Origin of the sequence: Pseudomonas sp. Z4-7 (assembly GCF_051131965.1) — a bacterium.
Classification (GTDB): domain Bacteria; phylum Pseudomonadota; class Gammaproteobacteria; order Pseudomonadales; family Pseudomonadaceae; genus Aquipseudomonas.
Map to the genome: position 1 here is coordinate 3,045,204 of NZ_CP071642.1, position 19,969 is coordinate 3,065,172.

At 62.4% G+C, this 19,969-nt stretch carries 15 protein-coding genes; 11 read left to right on the plus strand and 4 right to left on the minus strand.

The window, feature by feature from the left end; translation table 11 throughout:
* Nucleotides 1-17: 17 nt before the first annotated feature.
* The 3 genes from J3P91_RS13835 to J3P91_RS13845 all read left to right on the plus strand — a co-directional run bounded on the left by J3P91_RS13835 (nucleotide 18) and on the right by J3P91_RS13845 (nucleotide 5,477).
* On the plus strand, nucleotides 18-1,160 hold the full coding sequence (locus J3P91_RS13835) for an efflux RND transporter periplasmic adaptor subunit (RefSeq protein WP_434604917.1): 1,143 nt from the start codon (nucleotides 18-20) through the stop codon (nucleotides 1,158-1,160).
* Nucleotides 1,157-4,246 (plus strand): efflux RND transporter permease subunit, encoded by a 3,090-nt coding sequence (locus J3P91_RS13840; RefSeq protein ID WP_434604919.1) that lies wholly within the window; start codon nucleotides 1,157-1,159, stop codon nucleotides 4,244-4,246. Before J3P91_RS13835 ends, J3P91_RS13840 begins: the two co-directional genes overlap by 4 nt.
* A 133-nt stretch (nucleotides 4,247-4,379) precedes the next feature.
* Nucleotides 4,380-5,477, plus strand: a complete 1,098-nt coding sequence (locus tag J3P91_RS13845) for an alpha/beta hydrolase (RefSeq protein ID WP_434604921.1) — start codon at nucleotides 4,380-4,382, stop codon at nucleotides 5,475-5,477.
* Here J3P91_RS13845 and J3P91_RS13850 read toward each other — a convergent pair.
* The gene (locus J3P91_RS13850) at nucleotides 5,451-6,359 is read right to left on the minus strand and encodes a LysR family transcriptional regulator (protein ID WP_434604923.1); all 909 of its coding nucleotides are present in this window, start codon (nucleotides 6,357-6,359) and stop codon (nucleotides 5,451-5,453) included. The two genes, J3P91_RS13845 and J3P91_RS13850, sit on opposite strands and share 27 nt — an antisense overlap.
* Nucleotides 6,360-6,458: 99 nt before the next feature.
* Between J3P91_RS13850 and J3P91_RS13855 the strand changes: the two genes are divergently transcribed.
* A complete protein-coding gene (locus J3P91_RS13855) occupies nucleotides 6,459-7,628 on the plus strand; it encodes a mandelate racemase/muconate lactonizing enzyme family protein (RefSeq protein WP_434604925.1) in 1,170 nt (389 codons plus the stop codon).
* 97 nt (nucleotides 7,629-7,725) lie between these two features.
* A complete protein-coding gene (gene dctA, locus J3P91_RS13860) occupies nucleotides 7,726-9,033 on the plus strand; it encodes a C4-dicarboxylate transporter DctA (RefSeq protein WP_434604926.1) in 1,308 nt (435 codons plus the stop codon).
* A 21-nt stretch (nucleotides 9,034-9,054) separates the two neighbouring features.
* Here the strand turns inward: dctA and J3P91_RS13865 are convergent, their stop codons facing one another.
* Complete coding sequence (locus J3P91_RS13865; protein ID WP_434604928.1) at nucleotides 9,055-9,849, minus strand: SDR family NAD(P)-dependent oxidoreductase; 795 nt, start codon at nucleotides 9,847-9,849, stop codon at nucleotides 9,055-9,057.
* A gap of 62 nt (nucleotides 9,850-9,911) precedes the next feature.
* Nucleotides 9,912-10,802 carry a LysR family transcriptional regulator gene (locus J3P91_RS13870; RefSeq protein WP_024777250.1) on the minus strand — a complete coding sequence of 297 codons (891 nt, stop codon included), beginning with the start codon at nucleotides 10,800-10,802 and terminating at the stop codon, nucleotides 9,912-9,914.
* 168 nt (nucleotides 10,803-10,970) lie between these two features.
* On the opposite strand from J3P91_RS13870, the gene J3P91_RS13875 reads away from it, so the two are divergent.
* The 4 genes from J3P91_RS13875 (at nucleotide 10,971) to J3P91_RS13890 (ending at nucleotide 15,598) form a co-directional block, all read left to right on the plus strand.
* On the plus strand, nucleotides 10,971-12,053 hold the full coding sequence (locus J3P91_RS13875) for a 4-oxalomesaconate tautomerase (protein WP_434604930.1): 1,083 nt from the start codon (nucleotides 10,971-10,973) through the stop codon (nucleotides 12,051-12,053).
* 55 nt (nucleotides 12,054-12,108) lie between these two features.
* The gene (locus J3P91_RS13880) at nucleotides 12,109-13,413 is read left to right on the plus strand and encodes a CitMHS family transporter (RefSeq protein ID WP_305494673.1); all 1,305 of its coding nucleotides are present in this window, start codon (nucleotides 12,109-12,111) and stop codon (nucleotides 13,411-13,413) included.
* Nucleotides 13,414-13,503: 90 nt separating this feature from the next.
* A complete protein-coding gene (locus J3P91_RS13885) occupies nucleotides 13,504-14,757 on the plus strand; it encodes an OprD family porin (protein WP_434604932.1) in 1,254 nt (417 codons plus the stop codon).
* Between the two features lie 148 nt (nucleotides 14,758-14,905).
* Nucleotides 14,906-15,598 (plus strand): type 1 glutamine amidotransferase domain-containing protein, encoded by a 693-nt coding sequence (locus J3P91_RS13890; protein ID WP_434604934.1) that lies wholly within the window; start codon nucleotides 14,906-14,908, stop codon nucleotides 15,596-15,598.
* 223 nt (nucleotides 15,599-15,821) lie between these two features.
* Here the strand turns inward: J3P91_RS13890 and J3P91_RS13895 are convergent, their stop codons facing one another.
* Nucleotides 15,822-17,282 (minus strand): aldehyde dehydrogenase family protein, encoded by a 1,461-nt coding sequence (locus J3P91_RS13895; RefSeq protein ID WP_434604936.1) that lies wholly within the window; start codon nucleotides 17,280-17,282, stop codon nucleotides 15,822-15,824.
* Between the two features lie 318 nt (nucleotides 17,283-17,600).
* Between J3P91_RS13895 and J3P91_RS13900 the strand changes: the two genes are divergently transcribed.
* Both J3P91_RS13900 and J3P91_RS13905 read left to right on the plus strand, forming a co-directional pair.
* Nucleotides 17,601-18,926 carry an NAD(P)/FAD-dependent oxidoreductase gene (locus J3P91_RS13900; RefSeq protein ID WP_434604938.1) on the plus strand — a complete coding sequence of 442 codons (1,326 nt, stop codon included), beginning with the start codon at nucleotides 17,601-17,603 and terminating at the stop codon, nucleotides 18,924-18,926.
* Between the two features lie 356 nt (nucleotides 18,927-19,282).
* Nucleotides 19,283-19,951 (plus strand): haloacid dehalogenase type II, encoded by a 669-nt coding sequence (locus J3P91_RS13905; RefSeq protein WP_305494668.1) that lies wholly within the window; start codon nucleotides 19,283-19,285, stop codon nucleotides 19,949-19,951.
* The last annotated feature ends 18 nt before the right edge of the window (nucleotides 19,952-19,969 follow it).

Below are 19,969 nucleotides of genomic sequence, written 5' to 3' on the forward strand. Positions count from 1 at the left end.
GCAGGAATACGAACCCTATGAAAAGAAAAACACGGCATGTCGTGCTGTTTGTCGTGACCATGGCCTGCGCCATCGCCGTCGGGATGATTGCTGTTTCGCCCGGCCCTCGCCAGGCCGAGGTCGAGGTGCCCGCCAGGCCGGCATTGACGGTGGCCGTCACCCGACTGCAATCGTCCATGTTGCCGATCCGTATCCAGGCGAACGGCAACATTGTCGCCTGGCAGGAAGCCAGTGTCGGCACCGAGGCCGATGGCCTGCGGTTGGCCGAGGTCATGGTCAACGTGGGCGATGTGGTCCGGCGCGGCCAGGTACTTGCCACGTTCAGCGCCGAGACGATGACCGCTGAACTCGCCCAGCGTCGCGCCGCCACCGCCGAAGCGCAAGCGACGCTTGCCGAGGCGCGAGCCAATGCGCAGCGCGCCCGTCAATTGCAGTCGAGCGGGGCGCTGTCGAAGCAGGAGGTTCACCAACAGCTGACGGCCGAACGCACGGCTCAGGCGCGGCTGGAGGCGGGCAGGGCGCTGGAGCGCGTCCAGCACCTGCGTCTGGCCCAGACCCAGGTCCTGGCCCCCGATGACGGGGTGATTTCGGCGCGCAGTGCCACGGTGGGCGCGGTACCGCCCGCTGGCCAGGAGCTGTTTCGCTTGATTCGCAACGGACGGCTCGAATGGCGCGCCGAAGTCGCGGCCCCCGACCTTGTCAGATTCAGCCCCGGCCAGCTCGCGCAGGTAACTCCGGTCAATGGCGGGACGATAGAGGGCCGGGTGCGCAGGGTTGCGCCGACGGTCGACCTGCAGACTCGCAACGGCCTGGTCTATGTCGATTTGCCCGCAGGCACGGCGGCGCGTGCCGGAATGTTTGCCCGTGGCGAGTTCGAAGTGGCCGCCGAGCGGATGATGACGCTGCCCCAGAGCGCGGTGCTGCAGCGTGACGGCTTCGATTACGTGTTGCAGGTAGGACCGCACTTGAAGGTGAGCCAGGTCAAGGTGACGGTCGGCCGCCGCGTTGGCGACCGTATCGAGATAACCGCGGGTATCGACGCTGGCGCCGCAGTGGTCGAAGCCGGCGGCGGTTTTCTCGCCGAGGGTGACCTCGTCCGGGTTGTCCAGGCGCGCACCGACCCAATGAACAACCACCCAGCACCTGGGAGTGCGCAATGAGCCTCAACTTGTCGTCCTGGTCGATCCGCAATCCGACGCCTTCGGTCCTGTTGTTCATCCTGCTGACCTTCGCTGGCTTGATGGGCTTCTGGAAGATGAAGGTGCAGAATTTCCCTGACGTCGATCTGCCGATGGTCAGCGTGTCGGCCGAGCTGCCCGGGGCTTCGCCCGCGCAACTGGAAAATGACGTGGCCCGCAAGCTCGAGGACTCGCTCGCAACCGTGCAGCGCGTCAAGCATATCCAGAGCATCCTGACCGACGGCAACGCCGCTATCTCGATCGAGTTCCACCTCGACAAGCCCACGCAGGAAGCGCTTGATGACGTGCGTGATGCGGTCTCCCGGGTCCGGGCCGACCTGCCCGCCGACTTGCGCGACCCGGTGGTCCGCAAGATCGAACTCGCCGGTTCGCCGATCCTGACCTACACGGTTTCGGCCAAGCGGATGGACGACGAAGCGCTGTCCTGGTTTGTCGATAACAACGTCAGCAAGGCCTTGCTGGCGGTGCCTGGCGTGGGGGCCGTCACTCGGGTCGGTGGGGTGGCCCGGGAAATCCGCATTGACCTCGATCCCGCGCGTCTGCTGGCGCTGAACACCTCGGCCCTGGACGTCTCCCGCCAGCTGCGCCTGATTCAGCAAGAGGCATCGGGCGGACGCGTGGACCTGGGCGGCGCCGAGCAGACGGTGCGCACCCTCGCCACGGTGCAGTCGGCCGCGGAAATCGCCTTGCTTGACGTGACCTTGAGCGACGGCCGGCGTGTCCGGCTCGACCAACTGGCCACGGTCTCCGATACCGTCGGCGAACCCCGGTCGGCGGCGTTCCTCGACGGTAAGCCAGTGGTCGGCTTTGAAATCACCCGGGCCAGAGGGGCCGGCGAAATCGAGGTGGATGAAGGCGTACGCGCCGCCCTGGAGTTGCTCAAGACCCGTCACCCCGAAATCACCGTCACCCAGGCTTTCAACTTCGTCGACCCAGTGATCGAGAATTACCAGGGCTCCATGCACCTGCTTTATGAAGGCGCGGCGCTCGCGGTGCTGGTGGTGTTCCTGTTTCTGCCGGATTGGCGCGCGACCTTCGTTTCCGCCGTCGCGTTGCCGCTGTCGGCGATACCGACATTCGCCGTGATGCATTGGATGGGGTTCACCCTCAACACCGTGACGCTATTGTCGCTGTCGCTGGTCATCGGCGTGCTGGTAGACGACGCCATCGTCGAGGTCGAGAACATCGGGCGCCATTTGCAGATGGGCAAGAAACCTTATCAAGCCGCCATGGATGCTTCCGATGAAATCGGCCTGGCGGTAGTCGCCACGGCATTCACGCTGGTCGCGGTGTTCCTGCCCACGGCTTTCATGAGCGGTACGGTTGGTAAGTTCTTCGTCCAGTTTGGCTGGACGGCCGCAACCGCAGTGTTTTTCTCCCTCGTCGTCGCCCGCTTGCTGACGCCCATGATGGCGGCCTACCTGATGCGCGCGCCGAAAAGGCCGGCCCACGATGCGCCCGGGTGGATAAACCGCTACCTGTCCTGGGCGCGCTGGTGCTTGCGCCATCGCGCGGTGACCACACTCGGCGCGGTGGCTTTTTTCGCCGGGGGACTGATGCTCGCGGCCGTGTTGCCGGGCACCTTCATTCCGCCGGATGACGACTGGCAGACCCAGGTCACCCTCACGCTTGCGCCAGGCAGCAAACTGCGCGACACGCTGGCGTTGGCTGAGCAAGCGCGGCAGATAGTCACGCAAAATCAGCACGTCAGAAAGGTCTACACCGCGGTGGGGGATGGCAGCGCCGGCGCGGACCTGATCGAACCGGCCGGCAGTGATGTCGCGAATGTCCGCACGGCGGTGCTGACGCTTAACCTGACGCACCGCAACGAGCGTCCCGGACTGACCCGGCAGCAGCTCGAAAACCAGCTGCGCGAAGCGCTCGCCGTGTTGCCTGGCGCGCGTATCAAGGTCGGTATGGGAGAGTCGGAAAGCTACGTGCTGGTGCTCGCGGGTGAGGACGCTAGCTTGCTCACTCGGCATGCGCAGCAGGTGGAACGAGAGCTGCGTAGCGTGCCAGGCGTGGGGGCGGTGATCTCGACCGCCAGCCTGATGCGCCCCGAACTGGTGGTTCGGCCGGATTTCGCCAGGGCCGCCGACATGGGCGTGACCGCGAGCGCGATTGCCGACACGCTCCGCGTGGCCACCCTGGGAGATTACGACCAGGAGCTTGCCAAACTCAATTTCAGCGACCGCCAGGTGCCTATCGTGGTGCGGCTGAGCGACACCGCCCGCGCGGACTTCGAGACGCTGAAACGTCTGCCGGTGCCCGGCGCGCGTGGTCCGGTAGCGCTGGAAAACGTGGCGACGCTGGAGATCACCAGTGGCCCGGCGCAAATCGAACGGTTCGACCGGATGCGCAATGTCAACATCGAGATCGAGACGAACGGCCAACCGCTGGGCGACATCGAGCAGGCTGTTCTGGCCTTGCCAGGCTTGCAGAATCTGCCGCCAGGCCTGGTGCGAACCTCGGTGGGCGATGCCGAGGCCATGGGCGAACTGGCCTCCGGATTCGGCGTGGCGATGTTGACCGGAGTGTTATGCATCTACATGGTCCTGGTGCTGCTCCTCAAGGATTTCCTGCAACCGCTGACGATCCTCGCCGCCCTGGTGCTCTCGGTGCCTGGGGCCTTCGTGGCGCTGTTCGTGACAGGCTCGACATTGTCCATGCCCTCGATGATCGGCTTGATCATGCTGATGGGCATCGCGACGAAAAATTCGATCCTGCTGGTCGACTACATCATCCTCGCGCGTCGACGCGACGGCCTGAGCCGCCAGGAAGCGATCCTCGACGCCTGCGGCAAACGCGCTCGGCCGATCGTCATGACGACAATCGCGATGGGCGCAGGCATGATGCCTATCGCGCTGGGTCTGGGGGCCGACCCGAGCTTTCGCGCACCGATGGCCATCGTCCTGATTGGCGGGCTTGTCACGTCAACGCTGTTGAGCCTGCTGGTCATACCCGTGGTGTTTTCCTATGTGGACGATGGGGCGCAGTGGTTGTACAAACGCACCGGTAACGTTTCTCGCAGCGAAGCGCTGGAGTGATCAATTGATAGTGTCAGCAAAGATCAGGAATGTGCCGTCGCCTTGGCGCCGGCTCATGCTGGGAGTCGTCGCGACCTTGGCATGCCTTGTAACGGCGGCTGGCTGCGCGCGGCAACCCAGCGCGGCCGATGCCATGACCGAAGCGGAAAATTTCCAGGCGTATGCCCAGGCATCCCGGGCCTGGATCGAGGAAAAGCGCCTGTTCCAGACCGAGAATCACGCCGATGAGCTGGCCTGGAACGCACCTTATGAAGTGCGCCCCGATGTTCCTTCCACCAAGGCCATTCTCTTGCTCCATGGCTTGGGGGACTCACCCTGGTCCTTCGTCGATATCGCCCGGGATCTGGCCGCGCAAGGCTACGTGGTGCGCGTCGCATTGCTGCCCGGGCATGGCACCAAGCCGGCCGACCTGATCGATGTGCAACTGGAACAGTGGCAACAGTTGGTCGAGCAGCAGGTTGCGTTGCTGCACAAGGAGTTCGCGAACGTCTACCTGGGCGGTTTCTCGACCGGCGCCAATCTGGCGCTGGCCTATGCCGCCAGGGACCCGGACATCAAGGGCCTGGTGCTGTTTTCCCCGGCCTTTCGCTCGAGCGAGTCCTACGACTGGGCCACGCCCTGGCTGGCGCATTTCAAGACCTGGATCCTTGCGCCCGACAATTCCCGGCCGCAGCAGTCGCCCGTGCGCTACCACAACGTACCCACCAACGGCTTTGCCCAGTTCTACCGCAGCAGCGTAGCGGTTCGCCGGCTCATCGAGCAGCAAGACTTCGATCGGCCGGTGGTTATCGTGCTGACTGAGCAGGATTCAGTCGTCGACGTGCGCTACGTGCGGGAGCTGTTCCAACGGCGCTTCATCCATGCCGCGAGCCGGTTGATCTGGTATGGCCAGGCGGAGCCGACCGGTGACAAGGGCGCTGCGCAGGAGCGGCGCATCCTGACGCGCAGCGACCGCATCGCCGATGAACGCATCAGCCAGTTTTCCCACATGGGCATCCTCTTCTCGCCAGCCAACCCGCTCTACGGTCGTTCGGGCACCTTGCGGTTCTGCCGCAACAGCCGCAATGCCGACGAAGTGGCCCGGTGCGAAGCGGGGGAAGAGGTCTGGTATTCGGACTGGGGGTACAGCGAGCCGGGGAAGATCCACGCACGGCTGACCTACAATCCTTATTTCGAATGGCAGTCCGGGGTGATTCGTGGGGTTTTACAGGTGGCAAAGCAGGGCAGTTGAGTCGCCCTGACCCTTCAGCCTGTTCCAGAACTCCTCAGCCGCTGCGCTGATCGGCGCGGTTGGGCGGGTGAGATGGATTTCCAATGGAATATCCCAGCTTTCATCCAGGGCCCGGACCAGGCGCCCGTCGGCCATTTCCTGTTCTGTCAGGCTCTTGGGCAGCCAGGCGACGCCCTTGCTTTCCAGTGCCATGGACATCAGCACCGCGGCGAGATGGCTGCTGAAAAGCGGCTTGAGGTGCAGGTATTCCTCCTTGCCGTGGAGTCGGTGAGCGACGATACGCCCGAGCCCCGATTCCTCGGTGTAGGCCAGGTAGGGCAACGTCGCCGGTGAGGTACCGAAATTGGCCGAGGCACTCGCCAAGGGTATGAGGACGTCCTCGCCGACTTTTTTTCCGCTGAATTGATCAGGCGCCAACAGTGGCGGTACGTCGGGGTGCCGATGGCAGAGCAGGAACTGCACCTGGCCATGAATCAGCATCTGTTCGCACACCGCCATGCTGTCGGAGTGCAGGCGCACGGCATCTATCGGCGCGCCATGCTCGGCGCTTCTCAGCCAGCGCGGAAAAAACGTGAACGACAGCGAATGCGTGGCTGCAAATTGCAGCGTCTTGGCGGCCACTCCGGCGACTTCCTGGGCCTCGGTGCGCAGCCTGTAGAGGCGCCTCGCAGCCTCCTGGGCGCCAGGCAGAATCTGCCTTCCAGCCTCGGTCAGCGTCGCGCCTTGAGGCGTGCGCACAAACAGATCCACGCCCATCCAGTTTTCCAGCGAACGGACCCTGCGACTGAAAGCCGGCTGCGTAACGTGGCGCGCTTCGGCGGCGCGAACGAAGCTGCCGTACTCCGCAAGTGCTGAAAAATCTTCTAGCCAGACGAGTTCCAAGGGCAATGCCTCCTGTGCATAGGGCGCGGCATTAATAGCATTGGGCGGGTTTCGTCGCAAAGCATAACGTGGGGTCAACCACAACAAGAGGAACCCCTCATGCGTATCGTCGACATCCGCGAAAAAACCGTTTCCATCGCCTCTCCGATTGCCAATGCCTATATCGATTTTTCGAAAATGACCTGCTCGGTCGTGGCGGTTGTCACCGATGTGATCCGCGATGGCAAACCGGTGATCGGTTACGGTTTTAACTCCAACGGTCGCTACGGCCAGGGCGCGCTGATGCGTGATCGATTCCTGGCGCGAGTCACCGAGGCCGACCCGGAAACGCTGATCGACAAGGAATACGCCAACCTGGATCCGTTCGCCATCTGGAAAACCCTGATGACCAACGAGAAACCGGGTGGCCACGGTGAGCGTTCAGTGGCCGTCGGCACCATCGACATGGCCGTGTGGGATGCTGTCGCCAAGATCGAAGGCAAGCCGCTGTACCGCCTGCTGGCCGACCGTTATCGCGGCGGCGTGGCGGATGACAAGGTCTGGGTCTATGCGGCGGGTGGTTATTACTATCCCGGCAAGGACCAGAGCAAGCTCAAGGCAGAAATGCAGGGTTATCTGGATCGTGGCTATGACGTGGTCAAGATGAAGATCGGCGCGGTGCCACTGGATGAAGACATCCGGCGCATCGAAGCGGTACTTGAAGTGGTCGGGGACGGGCGGCGACTGGCGGTTGATGCCAACGGCCGCTTCGATCTGGAGACCGGTATCGCGTATGCCGAAGCCATCAAGCAGTACAACCTCTTCTGGTACGAGGAAGTCGGCGATCCGTTGGACTACGCGCTCCAGGCCGAGCTCGCCAATCACTATGAACTGCCGATGGCGACCGGTGAGAACCTGTTCTCCCACCAGGACGCGCGCAACCTGCTGCGACACGGCGGCATGCGCCCGGATCGCGATTACCTGCAGTTCGATTGCGCCCTGTCCTACGGGCTCGTGGAGTACATGCGCACCCTGAAAGTCATGGAAGAGATGGGTTGGTCTTCGCGCCGCGTGGTGCCCCACGGCGGCCATCAGATGTCCCTGAACATCGCCGCCGGTTTGCACCTGGGCGGCAACGAATCGTACCCCGATGTGTTCCAGCCGTTCGGTGGTTTTGCCGACGGCATCCGCGTGGAAAACAGCTACGTCGGCCTGCCGGATATTCCTGGCGTCGGTTTCGAAGCCAAGTCCGCCCTGTACGCGGTCATGCGCGAGCTGGGCGAGGGCTGATCGTCCTCATCGCCGCGGCCTCCAACGAGGCTGCGGGATCGGGCGTCGCGCAGACGCCTGCCACATGCCCATCACAACAATAAAATGAGGTGCTCTCGTGGAAATCTCCAAGTCTCGCTGGTATAGCCAGTTGTACGTGCAAGTGCTGATCGGCATCGTGATCGGCGCAGCGATCGGTTACTTCATCCCGAATGTCGGGGCCAAGCTCCAGCCCTTCGCCGATGGCTTTATCAAACTCATCAAGATGCTGTTGGCGCCGATCATCTTCGGCACGGTGGTCGTGGGTATCGCCAAGATGGGCAGCATCAAGGAGGTCGGAAGGATTGGTGTGAAGGCGTTGATCTACTTCGAGATCCTTTCGACCATTGCGCTGGTCGTCGGCCTGGTCGTGGTGAACGTCGTGAAGCCTGGCGTCGGGATGAACATCAATGCCAACTCCCTGGATGGCAGCTCCATCAGCAAGTACAGCCAGGTGGCGAGTGAGCAGGGCGGTACCGTCGAGTTTTTTCTCAACATCATCCCGCAGACGTTCGTCGGCGCGTTCTCCAATGGCGTCATGCTCCAGGTGATTCTGCTGTCGGTGCTGATGGGTGTCGCCCTGGTGCAAATGGGCGAAACCAGCAAGCCGCTGATCAACACCATCGATCTGTTCCTGCAGGGGCTGTTCAGGATAGTCGCGATGGTCATGCGCCTGGCGCCAATCGGCGCGGGCGCCGGCATGGCGTTCACCATTGGCAAATACGGCATCGGCACTTTGCTGTCGCTGGGCCAGTTGCTGGTCGCTCTGTATGTCACGACGCTGATTTTCATCGTCGTCGTGCTGGGCGCGGTCGCCCGATGGTCGGGGATGCCGCTGATGCAGTTCCTTCGTTATTTCAAGGACGAGATCCTCATCACGCTGGGGACCTGCTCGACCGAAGCGGTGCTTCCGCGAATGATGGTCAAGCTTGAAAAACTCGGCTGCAGAAAGTCAGTCGTGGGCATGGTCTTGCCCACCGGGTACACCTTCAATGCCGATGGCACCTGCATCTACCTGACGATGGCGGCGATCTTCATCGCCCAGGCCACCAATACGCCGCTGACGTTCATAGACCAGATGATCCTGCTGGGTGTGTTCCTGCTCACATCAAAAGGTTCGGCGGGTGTCGCCGGTGCCGGTTTCGTGACCCTCGCCGCGACACTCACCACGATTCATTCCATCCCCTTGGTCGGGTTGGTGCTGCTGCTCGGGATCGACCGATTCCTCAATGAAGCACGGGCCGTGACCAACCTGATCGGCAATGGCATCGGCACCCTCGCCATTGCCAAGTGGGACAACTCCTTCGACGTGCAAGCCTGCGAGCGTGAGATCGCGGCGATGAAGCAAGAGAAGGCCGATCGAAAGGCGCTGTTGGCGCCTAAATGACGACGTCGACCGGTCATGCGGTCAGTCCAGTGACCGGTCCGGCGCCTTGTTCTCGACCAGGCAGTTGCCGCCGTCCACCACCATCACTTCACCGGTGATGTAGCTCGCTTCGGCAGAGGCGAGGAAGGCAACCAGCGCGGCGACTTCCTCCGGGCGACCGGCCCGGCGCATCGGGGTGTAGCGCGCGGCATTGGCTTCCTCGGCGGTGGTCGAGCCGGTGGCGATCCAGCCGGGTGCGACGCAGTTCACCGTGATTCCCTGCCAGGCAACTTCCAGCGCCAGGCCCATGCTCATGCCCACCATGGCGGCCTTCGCGGCGCTGTAGGCCGCCTCGCCGGGATTGCTGCACCGGGTGCCGGTGGTGGAGCTGATATTGACGATGCGCCCGTAATTGCGCGACTGCATGCCGGGCAGGACGGCGCGGGTCAGCAGGAAAGCCGTGGTCACATTTCGCGCCAGCGACAGGTTCCACAGCGCCAGGTCCATGGTTGCCACCTCGGAGAAAGCCTCCGGGCTGCCTTGCATGGCCATGCCGGCGTTGTTCACCAGGATGTCGATCCGGCCCCAGACGGACTCCGCCCACGACCCAAACTCGCGTACCTGTTTTTCATCGGTGAGGTCGAGGGGCCGTCCCGCGACTTCAAACCCTTCGGCGCGCAGTTCCTCGATGCGCGCTTCGATGCGCGCGCTGCTGGCGGTAACGATCAGCCTGGCGCCGACGGCACCGAGCCTGCGGGCGATCGCCATGCCGATGCCCGTCTCGCTGCCAACACCACTGACGAGCGCCACAGGGTTAAGTCCGATTGCGTTTGGCATGGCAGTCTTCCAAGAGTGGTGGTCGGTCAGTATGGCATCGATTTACCGGCGCAAAGAGCGCTCTACTGCGGCCACTGCTCCAGCAGGATCGAGACGAACTTCTCCGCGGCAGGCGATAGCGAAGCGCCTCGTCGATAAACCAGGCCCAGGGATCGGTTCACCACGGGTTCAATCAGCGGCACGCTGACCAGCGTCGGATGGTCCCCGGCAGGCATTGCCAGGCTGGGCATCGCCGACACCCCGAGGCCGGCCTCGACCAGGCCCAGTGACGTGGAGAGATGTTGCACTTCATAGAACCACTGCGGACGCCAGCTCAGGCCAGACAGCGCGTGATCGAGCAGCATGCGGTTGCCACTGAGGCGCCCGACCCCGATCAACCGATAGTCGCTGAGTTCCGACCAGGTCACGGCGCTGCGTCCAGCCAGTTCATGGTCGCGCCGACAGGCCAATACAAAGGGTTCGTTGACCAGCGGCACGAATTCGATGTCCGGGTGCTGGCCGCTCATCATGTTGATGCCGAAATCGGCTTCGCCGCGCAGTACCGCCTCCAGTCCTTCGTTGGCGCTGAGGTCCAGCAGGCGGATGCGAATTTTCGGGTAGCGCTCGTTGTAGAGCCGGATTACCGAGGGCAGGAAGTAGAACGCCGCCGTCGGGATGCAGGCCAGGGTCACCCGGCCGATCTGCCGTTCCGCCAACTCGCGGATGTTGAGGATCGAGTCGTCGAAATCATCCAGCAGGCGTCGCGCCTTGGGCAGGAAATCCCGCCCGACGCTGGTCAGGCTGACCTTGCGCGTGGTGCGATCAAGCAGGGCCGTTCCCAGGCCTTCCTCAAGTTTTTTCATGCGCCGGCTCAGGGCTGGCTGGGACAGGTGCAGCGCATCGGCAGCCTCATGAAAACTCCCCAATTCGGCGATTTTCACGAAAGATCGAATGTCCTGCAGTTCATATTCCATGTTTTATCTCGCTGGGAAGGGGCTGTGGACACGCCCCGGATCGTAGAATAATTCTTTTGTGAAACGCAATAATGGCTCCAATCTTTGCATTGGAATCACTTTTTAAACCCTGCCACTCTTGTGTCCAGAACATCAATTATCCAGATTGATCAACAAGAGTTAGTGGTCATGCAACGAATTCCTTGTGTACTCATGCGTGGCGGCACGTCCAAAGGTCCGGTTTTTCTCGCCTGGGATTTGCCTGCGGTGATCGCCGAACGAGACGAGTTGCTGCTCAACCTGATGGGTTCCGGTCACGAGCTGGAAATCGATGGCATCGGCGGTGGCAGCCCGCAAACCAGCAAAGTGGCGATCGTCAGTCCTTCACTGCATCCGGAGGCCGATGTGGATTACCTGTTTGTGCAGGTCATGGTGTCCCAGCGGCGGGTCGATACCGCACCCAACTGCGGCAACATGCTCTGCGCCGTCGGCCCGTTCGCCATCGAGCAGGGCCTGGTCAAGGCGACAGGCGAGCTGACCCGGGTGCGTATCCGCAACCTCAACACCGGCACCTTCGTCAACGCCGAGGTGCAGACTCCGCAAGGCAAGGTCAGCTATGAGGGCGACACCGCCATCGATGGCGTGCCCGGCACGGCGGCGCCAGTGCAACTGACCTTCCTTGACGCCGCGGGCAGCAAGACCGGCAAACTTTTCCCGACCGGGAAAGCCCTTGACCTGATCGACGGCGTCCCGGTGACTTGTATCGACATGGCCATGCCGATGCTGATCATCGAGGCCAGCCAACTGGGCAAGTGTGGCGACGAGAGCCCGGCCGAACTGGACGCCGACAAGGCCTTCCTGCAACGCCTGGAGTCGTTGCGACTGAAAGCCGGGCTCGCGATGGGCCTGGGCGACGTCAGCGACAAGGTCATTCCCAAGCCGGTGCTGGTTTCCGCGGCCAAGAGCGGCGGGACGATTCAAGTGCGCTATTTCATGCCGCACAACTGCCACCGCGCGCTGGCGATTACCGGCTCGATCGGCCTGGCGACGGCGTGCGTGACCGACGGCAGCGTCGCCGCCAACCTGCTTGGCGGCGCCAGCGAGCCGCGCTTGCAGCGGGTTCGCATCGAGCACCCCAGCGGCGGCATCGACGTGGTGTTGTCCTACACCGGCGAAAAGGGTGAGACCATCCGTGCGTCGGTGGTCCGCACCGCCCGCCGGCTCTTCTCGGGTTTCGTCTACGCCACGGTTTCCCAGCGCCTGGCCGGATAGTCCAGGCCGTTTTGTCATTGCATCAGCGACTCAATAACAACAAGAGATCTGACATATGCTCGCTTTACTTGGCTTGGCCATGGTGGTGGTCTTTACCTTCCTGATAATGACCAAACGGCTGTCGCCGATCGTCGCCCTGACAATCGTGCCGATCGTCTTCGCAATACTGGGCGGGTTTGGCGGAACCACCGGCAAGATGATGCTGGACGGCCTGAAGATGGTCGCGCCGTCGGCGGCGCTGCTGCTGTTCGCGATCCTGTTTTTCGGCCTGATGATCGACGCCGGGCTGTTCGACCCGCTGATCCGCAAGATTCTCAAGCGCGTCAATGGCGACCCGATGAAGATCGCCGTGGGCACCGCACTGTTGTCATTGCTGGTCGCGCTGGACGGTGACGGCACGACGACCTACATGATCACCTGCGCCGCGATGCTGCCGCTGTACAAGCGCATCGGCATGAATCCGATGATCCTGGCGACCGTCTCGATGCTGTCGCTGAGCATTATGAGCGGCATGACGCCCTGGGGTGGGCCGGCGACCCGCGCCATCGCGGCGTTGGGCCTGGATGCCGGCGAGTATTTCGTGCCGCTGCTGCCGACCATGATCGGCGGTGCCGCCTGGGTGGTGTTCACCGCCTACCTGCTGGGCCGCGCCGAGCGCAAGCGCATTGGCAATATCCAGCTGCAAAGCGGTGGCGGCGACTGCTACATCAAGGCGATCCTTGAAGACACGCCGCACAAGCGTCCGAAGCTGGCCTACGTCAACCTGCTGCTGGTGATTGCGGTGATGGTCGCGCTGGTGATGGGGCTGATGCATTCGGCGATCCTGTTCCTGATCGGTTTTGTTCTGGCGCTGGTGATCAACTATCCGCAACTGGATATCCAGAAGGAGCGCATCCTCGCTCATTCGGGCAACGCCATGACCGTGGTCTTGCTGGTGTTCGCGGCGGGCATTTTTGCCGGGATCTTCTCCGGGACCAAAATGGTCGATGCCCTGGCGCAGACCCTGGTCGACTGGATCCCGCCATCCTGGGGCCATCTGTTCCCGCTGGTGGTGGCGATTACCAGCATGCCGCTGACCTTCGTGCTGTCCAACGATGCCTACTACTTCGGTGTGGTGCCGATCCTCGCCAACGCCGCTGCCGCCTACGGCATTCATCCGGTGGAAATCGCCCGGGCGTCGATTCTCGGCCAGCCGGTGCACCTGATGAGTCCGCTAGTGGCCTCGACCCTGTTGCTGGTGGGCATGGTTGACCGCGACCTCGGCGACTTCCAGAAAGCCACCCTCAAATGGGCGGTGCTCACCTCCCTGGTGATTACCGCGTTGGCCCTGCTGACCGGGGCGCTGACGCTGTTCTCCTGAGTCACCCGACAACCTTGTTGCTTGCCTGACGCTCCCCACACGGGGAGTGCGCTGGCCTGCGCGCGAAATAACAACAATGAGAAATCCGACATGAGCAATTACCTGACCCGCGCGGCCTGGTTTCCGATCCTCGGCCTGTTGCCGCTGTCCATGGCCAGCGCCGAAGGGTTCATCGACGACAGCAAGTTGAAGTTGCAACTGCGCAACGTCTACTTCAACGAAAACTTTCGCGACGAATATGGCATGAGCGCGCGGGCCGCCAGGACCGCCAAGAGCGAGCGCACCGAATGGGCCCAGGGTTTCCTGTTGGATTACCAGTCAGGTTATACCCCGGGTACCGTCGGTTTCGGCGTCGATGCCCTGGGCCTGCTGGGGGGCAAGCTTGATTCCGGGCGCGGGCGCAGCGGCACGGGCCTGCTACCGGTGCATGACGACGGGCGCGCCGCCGACGAGTTTGCCAGCGCCGGCATGACCGCCAAGGCCCGGGTGGCCAAGACCACCCTCAAGCACGGCACCCTGTTGCCGAAGAACCCGGTGCTGATCTACAACGACGCGCGCCTGTTACCGCAGACCTACCAGGGGACCCAGATCAACAGCAGCGACATCGACAATCTCAGCCTGACTGGCGGGCATCTGCAGCGTTTCAAACTGCGCGATTCAAGCGACAGCATGCCGATCGTGCCCGACGGTTATGGTGGCGATCAGTCAGGCGACTTCAGCTACGCGGGCGCCGACTACAAGTTGGGCAAGACCCTGCGCCTGAGCTACTTCTATGGCGAGCTGGAGAACTTCTATCGACAGAGCTTCGCTGGCATCCAGCACGACCTGCCGCTTGGCCCCGGGGTTCTCACCAGCGATTTGCGCTATTTCAACAGCGCCGATTCCGGCTCGGCCTATGGCGGGAACATCGATAACGACATGCTCAGCGGGATGCTGTCCTATGCCGTCGTCGGCCACACCTTCAGCGCCGGCTACCAGAAACTCAGCGGGGAAGGGGGTTTGCCTTATATCAGCGGGGCGACGGTCTATTCCTTCAGCAATGCCGGGATCGGCAAATTCATCGAGGAAGACGAGAAGACCTGGATGCTCGGTTACGGCTACGACTTCGCGCGCCTTGGCATTCCCGGCCTGACGTTTTCCAGTCGTTATCTCAGCGGTGACGATGGCAAGTCCAACAGCGCGGTGAAGGAATGGGAGCGTGATGCAGAAGTGGCCTATGTCGTGCAGCAGGGCTCTTTCAAAGGGCTGGGTGTGAAACTGCGCAACTATGTCTATCGCTCGGATTTTGCGAGGGGCCGTGACAGTAATCGTCTTTACCTGACCTACGATGTTGCGCTTTGGTAGTGGCTTGGCCTGCGCCGAGGGCGGAAATGGGGCATGACGAAATCATGGCGTTCCCTACACCCACTTGAACGTCTCCCTCAACGCAGCCTCTGACACTAATACGGGGCGCACGCACGTCGCCCATTCACCGCGCGGAGGATAGGTTCACATGAAGATTCTAATGGTCCTTACATCTCACGATCAGTTGGGCGACACCGGCAAGAAAACCGGCTTCTGGCTGGAAGAATTTGCCGCTCCCTATTATGTGTTCGTCGATGCCAAGGCCACGGTCACGCTTGCGTCGCCGAAGGGCGGGCAACCACCGCTGGACCCCAAGAGCGATGAAGAGGACGCCCAGACTGATGCAACCCGTCGCTTCGGCGCCGACACCCAGGCCCAAGCGGCGTTGGCCAACACCGTGCCGCTGGGCGAGGTCGACCCCTATGACTTCGATGGGGTGTTTTATCCCGGCGGTCATGGCCCCCTTTGGGATCTCGCCGAGGACACCGACTCCAAGACCCTCATCGAAGCGTTTTACGCAGCGAATAAACCCATCGCGGCCGTCTGCCACGCGCCCGGAGTATTCAAGAACGTCAACGCCCCGGACGGCCAGCCCGTGGTCAAGGGGAAAAAAGTCACCGGTTTCACCAATTCCGAGGAAGAGGCGGTGGGGCTGACCCAAGTGGTCCCGTTCCTGGTCGAGGACATGCTCAAGGCCAAGGGCGGCGAGTATTCCAAAGGGGCGGACTGGGGCAGCCATGTGGTCGAGGACGGGCATCTGGTCACCGGGCAGAATCCCGCCTCATCCGAAGCGGCCGCCAAGGCGTTGCTCAAGCGGTTGGAGGCGGAACAGGCGGGTTGACGGCCGCCTGTGAGGCAATCGACAAACCCGTGGCGAGGGAGCTTGCTCCCGCTCGGCTGCGCAGCAGTCGTGAATCGGTGGTCAAGGTGATTCCGATATTCCGCATTCGGCAGGTTTTGGGGCCGCTTCGCGACCCAGCGGGAGCAAGCTCCCTCGCCACGGGGCCTGCTGTTCTTGAATTCAACCGTCGTACTGAATCATTCGGGGCGACGGCATAGGGCAATCAGCCGAACCCGATGATCGCCTTGGTTTCCAGGTATTCCTCAAGCCCGAAGACGCCGTACTCACGCCCATTTCCCGATCGCTTGTAACCACCGAAGGGCGCCATGGGATTCCAGGCGGGGTAATTCAGGAGCACTTGCCCGGCGCGGATTCGAGAAGCCACCGCGCGCGCCAGGTCAAGGTCTTGTGACTGGACGTGGGCGCCCAGCCCGTAGACCGTATCGTTCGCAATGGCCACCGCCTCGTCGATCGTTTCATAGGCAATGATGCACAGCACCGGCCCGAAGATTTCCTCCTGAGCGATGCGCATGGCGTTATTGACTTCGGAGAAAACCGTCGGGCGGGTGTAGTAACCCTTTTCAAAACCGGGCACGCGTCCGGGGCCGCCGCAAAGCAGCTTTGCGCCTTCGTGCAGGCCGTTCTCGATCATCGCCTGCACGCGATTGAACTGGGCTTGATTGGCAATCGGGCCGAGTACCGTTTCCGGCGATTGCGGATCACCAACGATGATCGCGTTGGCGGTTGCGGCCGCCAGCGCTTCGACTTCAGCCAGTCGGTCCTTCGGAACGATCATGCGGGTCGGGGCGCTGCAGGATTGTCCGACGTTGCGCAGCGCCGCCAGCACGCCGGCCGGGACGGCTTTGGCAAAGTCCGCATCGGGAAGCAATATGTTCGGCGATTTGCCGCCCAGTTCCTGGCCGACCCGCTTCGCCGTCGGGGCGGCCGCCTGTGCCACCAGCGTGCCCGCGCGGTTTGAGCCGGTGATCGAAATCATGTCGATATCAACGTGTGCGGCCATCGCCGCGCCGACTACATGGCCGCTGCCGTTCACCAGGTTGAAGACCCCCGGTGGCAGGCCCGCGTCATGCACCACCTGTGCAAACAGCAGGGCGCTCAGCGGTGACAGCTCACTGGGCTTGAGCACCACCGTGCATCCGGCCGCCAGTGCCGGGGCGACTTTTGCTGTGATCTGGTAAAGCGGCCAGTTCCAGGGCGTGATCAAGCCGCAGACGCCTATGGGTTCGCGTCGGATTGCGGTCGTGCCCTCGAGCGTCTGGAAATGATAGGTGGACAGCAGATCGCGCGCGACCCGAACGTGTTCGGCCGCCAGGGGCACCTGCATTGCCCGTGCGGCAGCGATGGCCGAGCCCATTTCCAGGGAGATCGCCTGGGCAAACGCTTCTTTTCGCTCAAGGATAAGCTCATGGATCTTGTCCAGCAGCAGCGCGCGCGACGCCGTGGAGGTGGCAGACCAACCGGCAAACGCGGCGCGCGCCGCCGCTACCGCACGATCGATATCCTCGGCAGAGCCGCTGGCGATCTGGGCGACCACTTCTTCGGTCGCCGGGTTGACCACCGCCAGGCTGGCCGGGCTGGCCGGCGCAGACCAACCGCCATTGATATAAAGCCGCTGAGCCGTTTGCGGATCAACACTGTAGCGATTCGAAGATTGAATAGTCATCCAAGGCGTTCCTTTAGAGCGGCATGTCGAGTCTGCTCAATAAGCTAACAAAGCGGCCCGGGCAAAATATGCCGTTGTTCAAGTGCCCAAAGGAGAATCTGCCGTATCTGCCAGGCTAACTTCCCATTAACCATGGCCTGCCAGGCTCTGACGTTTCGGACCGCAACGACCGGGTTCGGAGCGTCCCGCAAAGTCTGCTGAACAGGTCGCGCAAAACGGTGCTTTGTACCAGGCGGCCTATACTTTTAGCCGTTTATGCACGGTTTCATGGTGTTGTAATAACGCCACCGCTCACCGCCCTTCAATGGACATCCCAAAATGCCTGCACCGTTAACTTCCGTAGAGACGAATTCTGAACTGCCGACGCACGCTGACGTTGTGGTGATCGGCGGCGGCATTATCGGAACCTTCACGGCCTATTACCTGGCCAAGCGCGGCATGAAGGTCGCGCTGGTGGAGAAGGGGCGCGTGGGGGCGGAGCAATCGAGTCGAAACTGGGGTTGGTGCCGTCAGCAGAATCGGGACGCTCGTGAGCTGCCGCTGTCGACCAAGAGCCTGGAGCTGTGGGAACAGTTCGCCGCGGAGACCGGCGAGGATACCGGATTCAGAAGGTGTGGCTTGCTCTATCTGAGCAACAACGAGAAAGAACTGGCGGGTTGGGCAAAGTGGGGTGAGTTTGCCCGTACCGTCAATGTCACAACGCACATGCTGACGGCGGAACAGGCGGCAGAACATGGCCGGGTGACTGGCAAGTCCTGGAAAGGCGGGGTCTTCTCGCCGACCGACGGTACGGCGGACCCGTCCCGTGCCGCCCCGGCGGTTGCGCGGGCAATCATCAAGCTGGGCGGCACGGTGCATCAGGGCTGCGCCGCGCGTGGGATCGAGACCGAAGGCGGCCGGCTATCCGCGGTCGTTACCGAAAAGGGCACCATTCGCACCAGGCTCGCGGTGCTGGCCGGTGGCGCATGGGCGTCCTCGTTCTGCCGTCAGTACGGCATCCGGTTTCCCCAGGCGTCCATTCGCCAGACGATACTGTCGGTCTCCAAGGGCGCCGAAGAGATACCGGACGCACTCCACACGGATGAGGTCTCCATGACCCGTCGCTCTGATGGCGGTTTCACGCTGGCCATCAGTGGCAGAGGGCGCGTTGACCCGACCCCGCAGCTGTTGCGGTTCGCTCCGCAGTTCCTGCCGATGTTCCAGCGGCGCTGGCGCAAGCTGGCGCCCGGTGGTCTGCAAGGCTTCCAGTCGGGGCATGAAGGCCTGGGCCGCTGGCGGTTGGACCAGCCAACCCCGATGGAGCGGATGCGCATCCTCGATCCTGCAGCCGATGCATCGGTTGTCGAGCTGACTTACAAGCGTGCGGTCGACCTGATCCCGATGCTGAAAAACTCGTCAGTCACCGCTGCCTGGGCAGGTTATGTGGACAGCACGCCTGATGGCGTCCCGGGCATCGGCGAGATAGCGAGCCTGCCTGGCCTGGTGCTGGCGGCGGGGTTCAGTGGCCATGGCTTCGGCATTGGCCCTGGCGCGGGCCACTTGATCGCCGACATTGTCAGCGACATGCCTCCCCTGGTTGACCCGCGTCCTTATCACCCGGATCGATTCCAGTCTTCAGCCTGGGGCAAAGTCGCGGAGTTCTGAGGCCAGTACAAATCTCACCGGCAACACAAGCAACGGGCGCATCCTCAGGGAATGCGCCCGTTCTCGTTGGCGGGGTGGATTCTGCCGCTGGCGGCGGTTCGACTGGTTTTTTGCGCACCATAAATGGCCGCGAACACCCTGAAAAAGGTGCAGATGCCCGGGCTTGGCGCATCCCGCACAGTCTGCTGAGCGGGCCCCGAAAAACGGTGGTTTGTGCCAAGCGGCCTATACTTTTAACCGTTTATGCGCGGTCTCATGATGCTGTAATAAAACCGTGATGCAGCGTTGCAGCCAGGCTTCAAGAACGAGCAACCGCTTGCCCCTCATGACCTCAACCATCACTCAGGACCGCACTCATGAGCTTCCTTCGCCCCAAGTTCATTACCTTTGACTGCTATGGCACGTTGACCAACTTTCAGATGGGGACCATGACGCGCGAGCTGTTCGCCGATCGGGTCCCAGCCGAGCAGATGGATCAGTTCGTCAAGGATTTCTCGGCCTACCGGCTGGACCAGGTGATGGGCGACTGGCGGCCCTATGATGAAATTCTCAAGACTGCCCTGGCCCGGGTCTGCAAGCGTTGGGGTGTCGAATACAAAGGCGAAGGCCAGCTCTATTACGATGCCGTACCGACCTGGGGCCCACATGCCGACGTACCGGCAGGCCTGTCGAAAATCGCCGACAAGATTCCCCTGGTGATTTTCTCCAATGCGATGGACGAGCAGATCATGTCCAACGTCGACAAGCTCGGCGCACCTTTTCATAAAGTCTTCACGGCTCAACAGGCCCAAGCCTACAAGCCACGTCTGGCGGCCTTCGAGTACATGCTCGATAACCTCGGCTGCGGGCCGGAGGATGTCCTGCATGTGTCTTCGAGCTTCCGCTACGACCTGATGTCGGCCCACGACATGAAGATCAAGCACAAAGCCTTCGTGGCCCGGGGTCATGAGCAACCGGCGAACGCGGCCTTTGGTTACCACCAGATCCCGGATATCGGCGGGTTGGCCGGTCTGGTCGGTCTCTGAGTCTCATTGCACGCTTCA